The following is a 14,123-nucleotide window of genomic DNA, read 5'->3' on the forward strand; positions in this document are numbered from 1 at the left end:
GCGGTCGGCGATGCGGAACCCGGCATGGCGGTCTCCCGATGCGCGGGCAGGAGCGTGCCGGTAAACGACGGAACGGCGTTTCGTCGCGAATGCCGGGCGCCGAAAGCCTGCCGCGGCGCTCAGGGGCAACTGCCGTGCCGCCAGCGCGCCGCGCTGAGGGGGAAGCGCTTGCGCAGCCATCTCGGCATGGTCAGCTCCCTCCATAGCCAGTGCGACCTGGTGGCCTTCGTGCCGTCGCGGCTGCTGCCCTGCGACGGCCTGTTCGAGGTGCCGCTCGAGAAGTCCCCGCCGGGCTTCGAGCTGGTCGCGGCATGCCATCCGTCCGCCGTGTCCGACCCGCTGCTGAGCCGGGTGCTAGGCCGCGTACGGCCCCGGTTCAGCACGGCTGGCGAGTGTTCTGCCGCGGCGCGGTCAGGGGCGGTCCTCAGGGCGCGGCCCGCGCGCTGAAGGTTTGCGGACCGACAGTCCGAAGCTCCCCGACGGGTGTCAGCACCGGCGCTACGGCATCGGCCGACAAGGCAGCCGTCAAGGCGGCACGGCGGCCGGCGTCAGCCTGGATACGGCCACCGCGATCCGCTCCACGGCCATTGCCAGCGAAGCCTCGTCAATGGCGAACGACATCCGAAAGAACGGCGACAGGCCGAAAGCCGAGCCCGGCATCGTCGCCACGCCGACCTCTTCCAGCAGGTACTCGGTGAAGTCGCCGTCCGATGCGATCTGGCCGCCGTCGGGGCGCACGGTGCCGATCAGCCCGGCGCAGCCGGCGAACACGAAGAAGGCGCCGGCCGGCGCCGCCAGGCTGAGCCCGGGAATGGCGCGCAGCCGCTGCGTCACGATCTCGCGCCGCGCAGCGTAGGCGGCCAGTGCCTGCACGACGAAGTCTTGCGGCCCGGTGAGCGCCGCCAGCGCGCCGGCCTGGGCGACGGTCGACACGCCGGCCGTGAACTGCGACTGCACCACCGTCATCGCACGGATCAGCGCCCGCGCTCCGGTGGCGTAGCCCAGGCGCCAGCCGGTCATCGCGTAGGTCTTGGACACGCCGCTCACCAGCAGCACGCGCTCGCGCAGATCGGGCGCGACACGCAGCAGGTGCGGCGGCGGCTGGCCGTAGCGGATCTGCTCGTACACCTCGTCCAGCAGCACCAGCACGCCGGGGTGGCGGCGCAGCACCTCGGCCAGCGCCGCCCAGTCCTCGGCGCCGTAGTCGGCGCCGGTCGGGTTGCAAGGCGCGTTGAGCACCAGCCAGCGTGTCGCCGGGCCCAGCGCGGCGTCCAGGTCGGCCGGGGCCAGGCGGAAGCCGCGCGCTTCGGCGCAGGGCACGAAGACCGGCGTGCCGCCGGCATAAGACACGGCGTCGGGGAACGAAGGCCAGTACGGCGCCGGGATCACGACCTCGTCGCCGGCCTCGACGGTGGCGGCGAAGGCGTTGGCAATCAGCTGCTTGGCGCCATTGCCGACGAGCACCTGCGCCGGGTCCACCTCCAGGCCGGTGTCGCGCGCGACCTTGGCTGCGACAGCCGCGCGCAGCGCGGCGACGCCCTCGGTCGGCGGGTAGCGCGTGTCGCCGCGCGCCAGCGCCTGCCCGGCCGCGGCGCGCACGTGCGCCGGGGTGTCGAAATCGGGCTCGCCTATCGTCAGGTTGATGATGTCGCGCCCGGCCTCGCGCAATGCCTTGGCGCGCGCGCTGGCCACTGCGTTGGGCGACAAACGCACCCGCGCGACACGCGCCGACGGGCGGAACTCGCTGGCGGGCGTGTTCACTGGGGCACCCTGCGGCCTGTCGGCCGGTCCCGCCAGGCGGGAATGAGCCCCGAACAAGTCCTGCGGGCTCATCGCGCCAGCACCTTGCCGGGGTTGAGCAGGCCGAGCGGGTCGAGCGCGGCCTTGATGCGGCGCATCAGCGCCAGCTCCAGCGCCGGCTTGTACTCGTGCAGCACGCCGGCCTTGAGCTGCCCCACGCCGTGCTCGGCGCAGATCGAGCCGCCGCGTTCGGCCACGGCGCGCTGCACCAGCGCGCGCACCGCCGCTTCGTGCGCCTGCCAGTACTCGGGGCCAGTGCCCAGCGGCCGGCCGACGTGCACGTGCAGGTTGCCGTCACCGGCGTGGCCGTGCACGAAGAGGCGGATGCCCGGGAAGGCCGCCGTCAGCGCCGCCCCGGTCTCGGCGACGAAGTCGGGAATGCGCGAGATCGGCAGCGAGACGTCGTGCTTGGCGTTCCAGCCGTCGCGCCGCTGCGCTTCGCCGAGGCCGTGCTCGCGGATGCGCCAGAACGCCTGGCGCTGGGCGAGGCTCTCGGCCACCACCGCATCGTCCACCAGGCCGTCGTCCACTGCGGCGACGATCACCTCGGCCAGACGATCGCGGGCCTCGGCCTCGCGGCCTTCATCGGCGGTCTCGATCAGCACGTGCCAGACGTCGTCGTGCTCGTCGGCCGGGAACGGCAGGCGGTACTCCGGCGCGTGCGTGGCGACCAGCTGCCAGATCGTCGGCGACATGATCTCGAAGCCTGTCAGCGACGCGCCGAAGCCCTGGCGCGCACGGCGCAGCAGCGCGATCACCGCGGCGATGCCGCGCACGCGCAGGATGGCGGTCTGCAACACGGCCGGCAGCGGGAACAGCTTCAGCGTCGCCGCGGTGATGATGCCCAGCGTGCCTTCGCTGCCGATGTAGAGGTCGCGCAGGTCGTAGCCGGCGTTGTCCTTGCGCAGGCCGCGCAGGCCGTCCCAGACCTCGCCTTCGGCGGTGACGACCTCGATGCCCAGCGTCAGCGCCCGCGTGTTGCCGAAGCGCAGCACCTGGGTGCCGCCGGCGTTGGTGGCCAGGTTGCCGCCGACCGTGCAGCTGCCGCCCGAGGGCAGGCTGAGCGGGAACAGCCGGCCGGCTTGCTGCGCGGCCTCGCGCGCCGCATCCAGCAGCACGCCGGCTTCGACCGTCAGCGTGTCGTTGTCGAGGTCGATGGCGCGGATGCGGTCGAGACGGGCGAGCGACAGCACGACGGCCTCGCCGCTGGCGTCCGGCGTCGCGCCGCCGGCCAGGCCGGTGTTGCCGCCCTGGGGCACGATGGGCACGCGGTGGCGCTGCAGCAGGCGCACGACGGCGGCCACCTCGGCGGTGCTGCCCGGGCGCACGACGGCGCGGGCACGGCCGCGGTACTGCTGCAGCTGGTCGACGAGTGCCGCCGGCGCGTCGTCGCCCGGCACGGCGTGGGCGGCGCCGACGATGGCCCTCAGGTCCGCCAGCAGCGGGTCTCCGTCATGTTCGGCTGGGGGTGTCTCACCGCGGGCTGCCGGGATTGTTTCGGTATTCGCGGCGCGTATCGCCTGGTCTTCGGAATCGGTAGCGGACATGGGATCGGGTGCTGCACAAAGCCCGGTAAGCGTAGCGACGGCACCCCGTTTCCCGGCGTCTGCGCTTCGCAGGAATTCGCACTTGGATATCGGGAAGCCTTCGTTGGACAGGGCCGGCAGACCCGGCCCAATGACCGTCCGGTTCATCTCGGAGCAAGGTTTCGGCGTCCCGTCTCGACTTGGCACTGTCGTCGCCCCCGCACCGGGAACGGACCGTCCGGCCCGGAAGCCCGCCGCATCTTCCGTCGCCGTGTTCCTGCTGCGGAGGATGAGCGAATTGATCATGTTGAAAGCCTTGGGTCGGGTTCTGGCGGTTGCGGTCTTGCTCGCAGCCGGAGGCGTGCAGGCGGCGGAGCCGGTGCAGCTGAAGGTGGGCATCCGCGGCGGCATCGGCGAAGACCTGTGGGCCGTGGCCGCCAAGGTCGGCGAGCGCTACGGCCTGAAGATCGAACCCGTGGTGTTCGGCGGCACGCTGAGCCCCAACGAGGCGCTGAGCACCGGCGAGATCAACGCCAACGCCTTCCAGCACGTGCCCTTCTTCCGCGACCAGGTCAAGCAGCGCGGCTACAAGCTCGCCGTCGTCGGCAACACCTACCTCTCGCCGGTGGCCTTCTATTCGAAGAAGTACAAGTCGCTGAAGGAGCTGCCGGTGGGCGCCAAGGTCGGCGTGCCCGACGACCCCAGCAACGAGAGCCGCGCGCTGATCATCCTGCGCGACGAAGGCCTCATCACGCTGCGCGACGGCCTCGACACCTACAACGAGATCGCCGGCCTCAAGGACATCAAGAGCAACCCGCGCAAGCTCGAGATCGTCGAGGCCAAGTCGGTCGTGCTGGCGCGCGCCTACCAGGACCTGGACGCGGCCGCGGTCATCTCCTCCTTCGGCTCGCAGGTGGGGCTGAACGCCGCGCGCGACGGCATCGCGCAGGAGCGCTTCGAGCGCAACCCGAACGTCAACATCATCGTCGTGCGCGAGCAGGACAAGAACGCGCCCTGGGTGCAGCCGCTGGTGAAGTCCTTCCAGTCGCCCGAGGTGCGCAGCTACATCGAGACCCATCTCAAGGGCGTGCTGATCCCGGTGTTCTGAGGCGGGGGCCAGGATGCTGTCACCCGTTCTCCCGGCGGCGCCGGCCGCCGCCCTGCCGCCGCACGCCGACGCGCCGCCGGCCGAGCCCCATCTGCGCTTCGAGCGCATCGAGAAGACCTATGCCGGCGGCGTGCGCGCACTGCGCGGCATCTCGTTCGAGGTGCGACGCGGCAGCGTCTTCGGCATCATCGGCCGCTCCGGCGCCGGCAAGTCGACGCTGCTGCGCGCCATCAACATGCTGGAGCGGCCCAGCGTCGGCACGGTGCGCATCGACGGCATCGACGTCGGCGCCCTGCCCGAGGCCGAGCTGCTGCGCCTGCGCCGGCGCATCGGCATGATCTTCCAGCACTTCAACCTGCTCGCGGCCAAGACGGTGCGCGACAACGTCGGCCTGCCGCTGAAGGTGGCCGGCGTCGGTGCAGCCGAGGTGCGGCGCCGCGTCGACGTGCTGCTGGATCTGGTGGGCCTGGCGGACAAGGCCGAGGTCTACCCGGCCAAGCTCTCGGGCGGCCAGAAGCAGCGCGTGGGCATCGCACGCGCCCTGGTGCACGAGCCCGAGATCCTGCTCTGCGACGAGGCCACATCGGCGCTGGACCCCGAGACCACGCACGCCATCCTGGCCCTGCTGCAGGACATCAAGGCCAAGCTCGGCCTGACCGTGGTGCTGATCACGCACGACATGGCGGTGATCCGCGCGGTCTGCGACGAGGTGCTGGTGCTCGACGGCGGCGACATCGTCGAGCAGGGTCCGGTGTGGAAGGTCTTCGGCGACCCGCGTGCCGCGGCCACACGCGCCCTGCTGTCGCCGCTGCGCCATGGGCTGCCCGAGGACATCGCGGCCCGGCTGCAGCCCGAGCCGCCGCCGCGCGGCGGCCGTGCCGTGCTGGCGCTGCGCTTCACCGGCGAGAGCCACGCCGACGGCGTCTCGCTGCCCGCCCTGCTGGCGCTGGCGCCAGACGCCCGGCTGCTGCAGGGCAACATCGATCGCATCCAGGGCCACGCCCAGGGCGACCTGATCGTCGCGGTGCCGGTGGCGGCGATGCGCAGCGCGGTCGACGCGCGGCTGTCGCCCGATTCGTTCAAGGTGCTGGGTTATGTCGCAGACGATGTTTGACCGTTATGTCGCCGCCTTCCTCCAGACGCTGACGATGGTCGGCGTCTCGGTGGCGATCTCGATCGCCGTCGGGCTGGTGCTGGCGCTGGTGCTGGTCGCCACCGGGCCCGGCGGGCTGTACCCGCGGCCGCACTTCAACAAGTCGCTGTCGGTGGTCGTGAACGTGTTCCGCGCGATCCCGTTCATCATCCTGCTGGTGGCGCTGCTGCCGTTCACGCGCTTCATCGTCGGCACGACGCTGGGCACCTGGGCGGCCATCGTGCCGCTGAGCATCCACCTCGTCGCGTTCTACACACGCATCGCCCAGGTCAGCCTGAACGAGGTCGACCCCGGCCTCGTCGAGGCGGCACGCGCGATGGGTTTCCAGCGCCTGCAGATCGTGCGCCACGTGCTGCTGCCCGAGGCCCTGCCCGGCATCGTCGGCGGCATGACGGTGTGCGTCATCGCGATGATCAACTCCTCGGCGATGGCCGGCGCCGTCGGTGCCGGCGGCCTGGGCGACCTGGCGATCCGCTACGGCTACGAGCGCTACGAGACCGAGGTCCTGTTCCACATCATCGTCATCCTCGTCGTGCTCGTGAGCACCGTGCAGTTCGGCGGCGAATGGCTGTCCCGGCGGGTCGACCACCGCCGCTGATCCGGAGAACCCCATGACTTCCCCCACCGTGGCCATCGACGCCGCGCGCTACCTCGGCGTCGCCCGCACGCAGCGCGTGAAGGACGAACTGGCGATCGTCGTCACGCCCAAGAGCTTCCCGCCCTATCTGGACGACCTCGCCGCCGACTGGGTGTCCAGCGTCGCCGTGCCCGCCTTCCGGCTGCTCGCGCAGCGCCGCTGGCCGGTGGCCGGCTTCGCCTCCATCGGCACCGGCACCGGGCTGGACGCGCTCGGCGGCATCGAGGTCTTCGCGCCGCAACTCGTCGGCATCACCGACGTCGACGACGAGATCGTCGACTCGGCGCGCGCCAACATCATCGCCAACGTGCGTGATGCCGCGTCGTTCCGGCTGCTCGCCGGCGCCGGCGACCTGCTGTCGCCGCTGGCGGCGGCGGCGCCGCGCTTCGACGTGATCTACGAGAACCTGCCGAACGTTCCGAGCAACGGCAGCGCGGCGCTGGCCGGCGAGCGGGCCAGTTCGAGCTTCTTCGGCCCGCGCGCCGAAGCCGTGCCGGCAGCGGTGCAGTCGGCGCTGCTGACGCTGCACTACCTGGCGCTGCGGCAGGCGCACGAGTTCCTGCAGCCCGGCGGCGTCGTGCTGTCGATGCTGGGCGCACGCGTGGCCTTGCACCACTTCCTCGAGATGTCGACCGCGGCGGGCTACCAGGCATCCTTCCTCAGCTACGGCTGGAAGCTGCAGGCCGAGGCGCTGGAGATCCTGAGCGGCCACGCCGAGTGGCAGCGACGGGGCCTGGGGCCGTTCCGCTTCTACCGCCTGGAGCCGCTGCAGGCGGCGTTCGCCGGGTTGCCGCCCGAGCAGGCCGCGCACCAGGCGCTGGAGATCGAAGCCGGCCTGCTGCCGCACGCGCTGGACGCCGAGGCTGCGCTGGCGCTGCACCGCCAGGGCGTGACGATCGGCCACACCTACGCGGTGCTGCACTCGCAGCGGCCGTGACGGCGCCCCACCCGCTCGCCGGCGTGCTGGCGCTGATGCGCGAGCATTTCGCCGCCGGCGCCCGCAGCGGCCACGACGAGGTGGCGGCGCTGAGCGCGCAGGTGCTGCGCGAGCTGCCGGACACCGCGGCGCCGCTGGACCGGCCGCTGCAGGGCAGCCGCCATGCGCTGCTGGCCCAGGTGCCCGAGGCCGCGCGCGCCGCCGGCGCGGCCTGGGAAGCCGCGCTGCTGCCGCTCGCGTCGCAACTGCCCTGGCGCTACTCGTACGCCGCACGCCGGGACGCCCCGGGGCTGGAGGACCGCATGGCCTGGGCCGAACTCGTCGGCCCCGCGGCGCCGATCCACAGCGAGCGCGTCGGCTTCGGGCTCACCTTCCTCACGCGCGAGACTTTCTATCCGCCGCACCGGCATCCGGCCGTGGAGCTGTACGCGGTGGTCAGCGGCACCTCGCAGTGGACGCTGGAGGGCCGCACACGGCTGTGCCAGGCGGGCGACTTCGTGCTGCACCCGGCCGACGCCGTGCACGCGATGCGCTCGCTCGGCACGCCGCTGCTGGCGATCTACTCCTGGACCGGCGACATCGTGTCGCCGACGGCCTACGTCTGAGCCGCCAGGGGCGTCATCGCCGCCGGCGCGCCCGGGCGGCTTCGCATGTCGATATGCGGGCACCGCATTGGCCGCACCGGAGACCGGAAGCTAGCCTCGCGCGTTTTGCGGCGCCGAGTCGGTGTCGCCCTTGTTGAACGTGCGGCCAGGTCCGCACGTCATGAACCCATCACCGGCCAGGAGAAGAGCGCGTGATCCATTTCGTTTTGCACGACCCGGGCGACAGCGTCGGCGTCGTGGTCGTCGAAGGCGTCAAGGCCGGCATGGCGCTGGAAGGCTGGATCCTCGACGAGGACCGGGGCACCGGGGTCGCCGCACTCCAGGACATCCCGATCGGCCACAAGGTCGCGCTCGTCGACCTGCAGCCGGGCGACACGGTGCTGAAGTACGGCCTGGACATCGGCCGCGTCGTCGCCCCGATCCGGGCCGGCGAACACGCCCACGTGCACAACATCAAGACCAAGCGCTGGTGAGCCCCATGTCCCCGATCGACTCGAACACCCGCTTCCTGGGCTACCGGCGCGAGAACGGCCGCGTCGGCGTGCGCAACCACGTCCTCGTCCTGCCCGTCGACGACCTGTCCAACGCCGCGGCCGAGGCGGTGGCCCACGCCATCCCCGGCACGCTGGCGATCCCGCATCCCTACGGCCGGCTCCAGTTCGGCGCCGACCTCGAGCTGCACTTCCGCACCCTGATCGGCACCGGCTGCAACCCGAACGTCGCCGCGGTCGTCGTCATCGGCATCGAGGACGGCTGGACACGCCGCGTCGTCGACGGCATCGCCGCCAGCGGCAAGCCGGTCACCGGCTTCGGCATCGAGCTGCACGGCGACCACCAGACCATCCTGAACGCCAGCCGCGCCGCGCGCGAGTACCTGCAGTGGGCCAGCGAGAAACAGCGCGAGCCCTGCGCGCTGCACGAGCTCTGGGTCAGCACCAAGTGCGGCGAGAGCGACACGACGAGCGGCTGCGGCGCCAACCCGACCGTCGGCAACGCCTTCGACAAGCTGCACGCGATCGGCAGCACGCTGTGCTTCGGCGAGACCACCGAGCTGACCGGCGGCGAGCACATCGTCGAGTCGCGCTGCGCCAACGACGCGGTGCGCAAGCGCTTTCGCAGCATGTTCGACCGCTACCAGGCGGTGATCGAGCGCCACAAGACCAGCGACCTGTCCGAGAGCCAGCCGACCAAGGGCAACATCGCCGGCGGGCTGACGACGATCGAAGAGAAGGCGCTGGGCAACATCCAGAAGATCGGCAAGCGCTGCAGCGTCGACGGCGTGCTCGACAAGGCCGAGGTGCCCACGCACCCGGGGCTCTGGTTCATGGACTCCTCGTCGGCGGCGGCCGAGATGGTGACGCTGTGCGCAGCCGCGGGCTTCGCCGTGCACTTCTTCCCGACGGGCCAGGGCAACGTCATCGGCAACCCGATCCTGCCGGTCATCAAGCTCTGCGCCAACCCGCGCACGGTGCGCACGATGAACGAACACATCGACGTCGACGTGACCGGCCTGTTGCAGCGCGAGCTGACGCTGGACGCCGCCGGCGACCGTGCGCTGGAGATGCTGCTGCGCACCGCCAACGGCCGACTCACTGCCGCCGAGGCGCTGGGGCACCGCGAGTTCGTGCTGACGCGGCTCTACGAATCGGCATGAGGCTCGACGCAGCGCTGCTTCAGGCGTCGGCAGCGCCGCCGACCGAAGACCCATGAATTAGCGTCAAGAAATTCGAATCTTCGGAGTCAAGCGCAATTCCTGAATAAGCATCCGCGTTGCGCCCGATTCGGCAATACAAGACGATCTGCGTTCTCCAATTCAATTCATCGAGGACGCCAATGCAACGACGAGACTGGATGCGCTGGGCTCTGGGGGGCGCACTCGGCAGCAGCGTCGCCGGCACGGCCTGGACCCAGAACCCGGTGAACGGCTATCCGAAGGCGGGCGCGACGCTGCGCTACATCGTCCCGTTCCCGCCGGGCGGGCTGACCGACGTCGTCGCTCGCCTCGTCGGGCAGCAACTCGGTGCACGTTGGGGTATCAATGTCGTCATCGACAACAAGCCCGGCGGCGGGGCGCAGATCGGTGCCGATGCCGCCGCCAAGTCGCCTGGCGACGGCTACACGCTGCTGGCGATCACGCTGGCGCATGCGGCCAACGCCACGCTGTTCAAGGGCCGTGCAGCGTTCGACCTGAAGCGCGACCTGCGGCCGGTGGCACTGCTCGCGGGCTCGCCGATGCTCGTCGTCGTGCCGAGCGCCAGCCCGATCAAGGACTTCAAGGACCTGGTGGCCCATGCACGTCAGCGACCGCTGAACACCGGATCGTCCGGCAACGGCACGCCGCCGCATCTGACGGCCGAGCTGTTCGCGGACCTCACGCAGACCTCGCTGCAGCACATCCCTTACAAGGGCGGCGCGCCCAGCCTCACCGACCTGATCGGCGGCCAGCTCGAGGTCATCTTCTCCAACTTCCCGGAGAGCATCGCCCACGTCAAGGCCGGCAAGCTGCGTGCATTGGCGATCACGAGCCCGCACCGTCACCCGCAAGTGCCGGATGTGCCGACGACGGCCGAACTGGGCCTGCCGCAGCTCCAGGTGGAGAACTGGACCGGCATCCTGGCACCGGCGCAGACGCCCGACGCCGTGGTCGAGAAGCTGGGTGCCGAGGCCGTCTCGATCATCCAGAGCCCCGAGGTCGCCGAGCGCGCCCGGGCGCAGGGCTTTCGCATCGACGCGCGCGGACCACGCGAGTTCGGCAGCTTTCTGAACGCGGAAATCGAGCGTTGGGGCCGCATCATCGCGTCGGCACGAATCCAACCCGATTGAACGGCGGCACGGCGCGCCGGTCGGCATGTCGCAGGCCACGGTGGACCTGGTTTCCGGTTTCGTCTTCGTCTCGGGTCAGGTCGATTGGGACGCCGGCTCGAAGGTCCGGCACGCCACGCTGCAAGCCCAGGCCGAAGGCGCGATCGAGCACCTGGTCACGGTGCTCGACGAGGCCGGCGCGTCTGGCGTCGCTTGCATCGCGCGACACGCTCATCGAGATCGAAGCCTTGGCCAGACGGCCGGCACGCCCGTGATGCTCCATGCCCTGGCCCTCCGGCCACTGGCGCGCGCGCCCGGTGGCCGACTCGCGGCGCCTACTGCCCGGGCGGCGGCTGCCAGAGTTCGACCTTGTTGCCTTCGGGATCGATGACCCAGCCGAACTTGCCGTACTCGGAATCGTCGGTCTTCTCCAGCACCTGGCAGCCCTCGTCGCGCAGCGCCTGCAGCAGCGCGGCCAGGTCGTCGACGCGGTAGTTCACCATGAAGCTGGCCGTTCCCGGCGCGAACGGCCGGCCGTCGGCGGCGCCGACGGACCAGATCGTCGTGCCGCCGGTCGGCGCCCCCGCCTCGTCGGTCCAGCTGAACGCGGTGCCGCCCCACGCCTCGACCGCGATGCCCAGGTGCTGCCGGTACCAGGCGCACAGCGCCGCCGGGTCCCTGGCCTGGAAAAAGATGCCCCCGATGCCCGTGACTCGCTTCATGGACGACTCCCGATCGACATGGCACCCGTGGCGGATGCACCGCAGCCTGCTGCACGCGGCCGCATCCTAGCGGCAGCGAGGGCCGGCGCCATCAAGCGCCACGAGCACGCGTCTGAGGACTGACGAACAAGGACGGAACACGACTCGCTGCACTCGGCGCGCGGCCCGCTGGCGCCTGGCGCCCCCCCCCCAGTTCCATTTCCAGGGGGACGGGCCGGGCCGTTCGCGGGCTTGTGCCGGTTGGCAGCCGATGCGCAGCGGCATACGGTTGCCCGGGGCGGCGCCGGATTCCCGCGCCGTCGACCATCTGCAACAGCCCTGCCGGAGGCTCCACATGCTGCGCCATACGGATCGAGCATCAGCCGGGCTCGGCACAGCTCGTGCACCGGTCTTCGTCCGGGCCGGGGCCTGAACGATGCTGCTGCACCGCAACGGCCAGCTGCACGTCGAAACCGCATCGGCGCGAGGGCGCATCTCCGTCGCGACGGTCTTCGTCGTCGCGATCTCGATCGCACTGGCGGTGCTGGCCGTCACCAGCATCGGCAAGCTGCGCAGCGACGCCCGGCAGGTGGCGCACACCAGCGAGGTGCTGGCGGCGCTGGGTCTGGCGCTGGAACTGACGATAGACGCCGAGACCTCCGAACGCGGCTTCGTGCTCACGTCCGACCCCGCGTACCTGCTGCCCTATCGCCGCGCCGCGCGCTCCAGCCTGCTCGAACTCGAGCGCCTGGCCACCCTGGTCGCCGACAACGGCTTGCAGACCGACAGGCTGAAGAACCTGCGTGCGATGACGGAGAAACGCCTGGACCTGATCGACCAGGTGGTGGACCTGCACACCGTCAAGGGTTTCGCGGCCGCACGCGCGCTGATCGCCACCGGCGAAGGCAAGCGGCTGCAGGACCAGATCCGCATCGCCGTCGAGCAGATGCGGGCCGAGGAGCGGCAGCTGCTCGCCGAACGCGAGCGGCGGTCGGCGCTGAGCGCGACGACGGCCCAATGGCTGATCACGGGCGCTGCCGCCGTGATGCTGGCGGTGGTGCTGTTCTCCTGGGCCAGGCTGGAGCAGCGCAACCAACAGCTGGCCCAGGCCAATGCCGTCAAGTCTGACTTCGTCGCCAGCATGAGCCACGAGATCCGCACGCCGATGAACGCGATCATCGGCCTGACGCAGCTGCTGGAGCGCCAGCCGCTGAGCCCCGAGCAGGCCGACATGGTGCAGCGCATGCGCTCGGCCGGGCGCTCGCTGATGGCCATCCTCAACGACATCCTGGACCTGAGCCGCATCGAGGCCGGCCGCATGCGGCTGGACAGCCGCAGCTTCGTGCTCGGGCAGCTGCTGATCCAGATCGACAGCCTGCTGGCGCCGATGGCGCGCGACAAGGGGCTGTCGCTGCGCATCGAATCGGCGCTGGCGGCGTCGCTGCAGCGCAGCCTGGTCGGCGACCCGCAGCGCCTGGAGCAGGTGCTGGTCAACCTTGTCGGCAACGCGATCAAGTTCACCGAGCACGGCGAGATCGTCCTGCGCACACGTGTCGTCGAGCAGGACGACACCCAGGTCAGGCTGCGTTTCGAGGTGCAGGACACCGGCATCGGCATCCGGCCGCAGCAGATCCAGCAGATGTTCGAGCCGTTCACGCAGGCCGAATCCGGGCTGGCGCGCCGCCACGGCGGCACCGGGCTGGGGCTGTCGATCAGCAAACGCCTGGTCGAGCTGATGGGCGGGCGCATCGGCGCCGACAGCGTGCAGGGCGTCGGCAGCACCTTCTGGTTCGAGATCGGCTTCGCGCTCGGCGGCGGCCAGGACGCGCAGCACCCGGTCTACGCCCGCACGCCGCTGGCGCCGCAGGGCCCACGGCTGCAGGGGCTGCACCTGCTGACGGTGGACGACAACGACACCAACCTCGACCTGCTGAGCCGCGCGCTGCTGCTCGAAGGCGCCGAGGCCACGCCGGTGCGCGACGGCCAGCAGGCCGTCGTCGCGCTCAAGCGCCAGCCCGAAGCCTTCGACGCGGTGCTGATGGACCTGCAGATGCCGGTGATGGACGGCTACGAGGCCACGCGCGTGATCCGCCAGCAGCTGGGCCTGACGCAGATGCCGATCATCATCTTCTCGGCCGCGGTGCTGGCCGAGGAGCGGCAGCGTGCGATGGATGCCGGCGCCACGCAGTTCCTGTCCAAGCCGGTCGACATCGAGGAACTGGTGGCGGTGCTGTCGCGCCATGGGCGCGCCGCCGGGCCCGCGCCCGACGCCACGCCGGCGCCCGCGCCCTCGCCCGCGCCCGCGCTGCCGGCCGAGCCGGTGGCAGCGCCCGCCGGCAATCCCGCCACCGCCGACTGGCCCACGATCCACGGTGTCGACAGCGTCCGCGTGCACCGGCTGCTGAAGGGCGACTTCGGGCGCTTCATGCGGCTGTGCGGGCAGTTGCTCGACCAGGCCGAGCACGCCGCCGAACGCGTGCAGACGGCGCTGGCCAGCGGCGACGCCAAGCCGGCGCTGGACGCACTGCACAGCCTGCGCGGCGCGGCGCTGACGGTGGGCGCGGTCGACCTGGCGGCTGCCGTCGCCACGCTGGAGGCGTCGATCCGTTCCGGCGGGCTGACGCCGGAGACGGCGCGGCGGCTGGGCGAGGCCGTCGAGGACTTCCGGCAGGCGCTGGGGCCGTGGGTCGACCTGGCGCCGGACGGGACCGCGGCCTGAGGGGCCGTCCAGACACTCTCGCAGGTGGCCGCAGCGCAAGCCCGGAGGTGGCAGGGGCGCGTGCGCCGGCAAGCCCCGCGGCGGCGGCGGTGCGGCCGCGCCGCGGGTGCCGGAGCCGCCAGCGCCGGCCCCGGA

The 14,123-nt window shown here is 71.4% G+C and carries 14 protein-coding genes; 10 read left to right on the plus strand and 4 right to left on the minus strand.

The genetic code is table 11. The features are described from left to right. The first annotated feature begins 24 nt into the window (after positions 1 to 24). A complete protein-coding gene (locus CKO43_RS16080) occupies positions 25 to 447 on the plus strand; it encodes a type 2 periplasmic-binding domain-containing protein (RefSeq protein WP_200379231.1) in 423 nt (140 codons plus the stop codon). A gap of 78 nt (positions 448 to 525) precedes the next feature. Here the strand turns inward: CKO43_RS16080 and CKO43_RS16085 are convergent, their stop codons facing one another. Continuing rightward, the gene (locus CKO43_RS16085; RefSeq protein WP_200379232.1) at positions 526 to 1,761 is read right to left on the minus strand and encodes an aminotransferase class I/II-fold pyridoxal phosphate-dependent enzyme; all 1,236 of its coding nucleotides are present in this window, start codon (positions 1,759 to 1,761) and stop codon (positions 526 to 528) included. A gap of 68 nt (positions 1,762 to 1,829) precedes the next feature. Beyond that, positions 1,830 to 3,347, minus strand: a complete 1,518-nt coding sequence (locus CKO43_RS16090) for an FAD-binding oxidoreductase (RefSeq protein ID WP_242481199.1) — start codon at positions 3,345 to 3,347, stop codon at positions 1,830 to 1,832. Positions 3,348 to 3,615: 268 nt separating this feature from the next. On the opposite strand from CKO43_RS16090, the gene CKO43_RS16095 reads away from it, so the two are divergent. From CKO43_RS16095 to CKO43_RS16130, 8 genes are all read left to right on the plus strand, one after another. Next, complete coding sequence (locus CKO43_RS16095) at positions 3,616 to 4,434, plus strand: MetQ/NlpA family lipoprotein (protein ID WP_430699162.1); 819 nt, start codon at positions 3,616 to 3,618, stop codon at positions 4,432 to 4,434. 13 nt (positions 4,435 to 4,447) lie between these two features. Then, positions 4,448 to 5,548 carry a methionine ABC transporter ATP-binding protein gene (locus tag CKO43_RS16100; protein ID WP_200379233.1) on the plus strand — a complete coding sequence of 367 codons (1,101 nt, stop codon included), beginning with the start codon at positions 4,448 to 4,450 and terminating at the stop codon, positions 5,546 to 5,548. Continuing rightward, positions 5,529 to 6,185 carry a methionine ABC transporter permease gene (locus CKO43_RS16105; RefSeq protein ID WP_200231294.1) on the plus strand — a complete coding sequence of 219 codons (657 nt, stop codon included), beginning with the start codon at positions 5,529 to 5,531 and terminating at the stop codon, positions 6,183 to 6,185. Before CKO43_RS16100 ends, CKO43_RS16105 begins: the two co-directional genes overlap by 20 nt. 13 nt (positions 6,186 to 6,198) lie before the next feature. Beyond that, on the plus strand, positions 6,199 to 7,161 hold the full coding sequence (locus CKO43_RS16110; protein ID WP_200379234.1) for a class I SAM-dependent methyltransferase: 963 nt from the start codon (positions 6,199 to 6,201) through the stop codon (positions 7,159 to 7,161). Further along, on the plus strand, positions 7,158 to 7,766 hold the full coding sequence (locus CKO43_RS16115) for a dimethylsulfonioproprionate lyase family protein (RefSeq protein WP_200379235.1): 609 nt from the start codon (positions 7,158 to 7,160) through the stop codon (positions 7,764 to 7,766). The genes CKO43_RS16110 and CKO43_RS16115 overlap by 4 nt, the downstream gene beginning before the upstream one ends. A gap of 191 nt (positions 7,767 to 7,957) precedes the next feature. Next, positions 7,958 to 8,239, plus strand: a complete 282-nt coding sequence (locus CKO43_RS16120; protein ID WP_200231297.1) for a UxaA family hydrolase — start codon at positions 7,958 to 7,960, stop codon at positions 8,237 to 8,239. Positions 8,240 to 8,244: 5 nt separating this feature from the next. After that, complete coding sequence (locus CKO43_RS16125) at positions 8,245 to 9,420, plus strand: UxaA family hydrolase (RefSeq protein WP_200379236.1); 1,176 nt, start codon at positions 8,245 to 8,247, stop codon at positions 9,418 to 9,420. Positions 9,421 to 9,599: 179 nt separating this feature from the next. Then, entirely contained in the window at positions 9,600 to 10,589 is a 990-nt protein-coding gene (locus CKO43_RS16130; RefSeq protein ID WP_200379237.1) for a Bug family tripartite tricarboxylate transporter substrate binding protein, read from the plus strand. Here CKO43_RS16130 and CKO43_RS16135 read toward each other — a convergent pair. Together CKO43_RS16135 and CKO43_RS16140 are read right to left on the minus strand one after the other, a co-directional pair. Further along, entirely contained in the window at positions 10,558 to 10,851 is a 294-nt protein-coding gene (locus CKO43_RS16135) for a hypothetical protein (RefSeq protein WP_200379238.1), read from the minus strand. The two genes, CKO43_RS16130 and CKO43_RS16135, sit on opposite strands and share 32 nt — an antisense overlap. A gap of 52 nt (positions 10,852 to 10,903) precedes the next feature. Continuing rightward, positions 10,904 to 11,290, minus strand: a complete 387-nt coding sequence (locus CKO43_RS16140; protein WP_200231300.1) for a VOC family protein — start codon at positions 11,288 to 11,290, stop codon at positions 10,904 to 10,906. A 415-nt stretch (positions 11,291 to 11,705) separates the two neighbouring features. Here CKO43_RS16140 and CKO43_RS16145 point away from each other — a divergent pair, with 415 nt between their 5' ends. Then, positions 11,706 to 13,988 (plus strand): CHASE3 domain-containing protein, encoded by a 2,283-nt coding sequence (locus CKO43_RS16145; protein WP_200379239.1) that lies wholly within the window; start codon positions 11,706 to 11,708, stop codon positions 13,986 to 13,988. The last annotated feature ends 135 nt before the right edge of the window (positions 13,989 to 14,123 follow it).

Source organism: Rubrivivax gelatinosus, assembly GCF_016583785.1.
Lineage (GTDB): Bacteria > Pseudomonadota > Gammaproteobacteria > Burkholderiales > Burkholderiaceae_C > Rubrivivax > Rubrivivax gelatinosus_B.

What these genes read in the sequence shown, in the direction of transcription:
- CKO43_RS16095 (WP_430699162.1), top strand. Translation starts at nt 3,616, where the DNA reads ATGAGCGAATTGATCATGTTGAAAGCCTTGGGTCGGGTTCTGGCGGTT.
- CKO43_RS16130 (WP_200379237.1), top strand. Translation starts at nt 9,600, where the DNA reads ATGCAACGACGAGACTGGATGCGCTGGGCTCTGGGGGGCGCACTCGGC.
- CKO43_RS16090 (WP_242481199.1), bottom strand. Translation starts at nt 3,347, where the DNA reads ATGTCCGCTACCGATTCCGAAGACCAGGCGATACGCGCCGCGAATACC.
- CKO43_RS16145 (WP_200379239.1), top strand. Translation starts at nt 11,706, where the DNA reads ATGCTGCTGCACCGCAACGGCCAGCTGCACGTCGAAACCGCATCGGCG.
- CKO43_RS16080 (WP_200379231.1), top strand. Translation starts at nt 25, where the DNA reads ATGGCGGTCTCCCGATGCGCGGGCAGGAGCGTGCCGGTAAACGACGGA.
- CKO43_RS16135 (WP_200379238.1), bottom strand. Translation starts at nt 10,851, where the DNA reads ATGGAGCATCACGGGCGTGCCGGCCGTCTGGCCAAGGCTTCGATCTCG.
- CKO43_RS16105 (WP_200231294.1), top strand. Translation starts at nt 5,529, where the DNA reads ATGTCGCAGACGATGTTTGACCGTTATGTCGCCGCCTTCCTCCAGACG.
- CKO43_RS16125 (WP_200379236.1), top strand. Translation starts at nt 8,245, where the DNA reads ATGTCCCCGATCGACTCGAACACCCGCTTCCTGGGCTACCGGCGCGAG.
- CKO43_RS16110 (WP_200379234.1), top strand. Translation starts at nt 6,199, where the DNA reads ATGACTTCCCCCACCGTGGCCATCGACGCCGCGCGCTACCTCGGCGTC.
- CKO43_RS16140 (WP_200231300.1), bottom strand. Translation starts at nt 11,290, where the DNA reads ATGAAGCGAGTCACGGGCATCGGGGGCATCTTTTTCCAGGCCAGGGAC.
- CKO43_RS16100 (WP_200379233.1), top strand. Translation starts at nt 4,448, where the DNA reads ATGCTGTCACCCGTTCTCCCGGCGGCGCCGGCCGCCGCCCTGCCGCCG.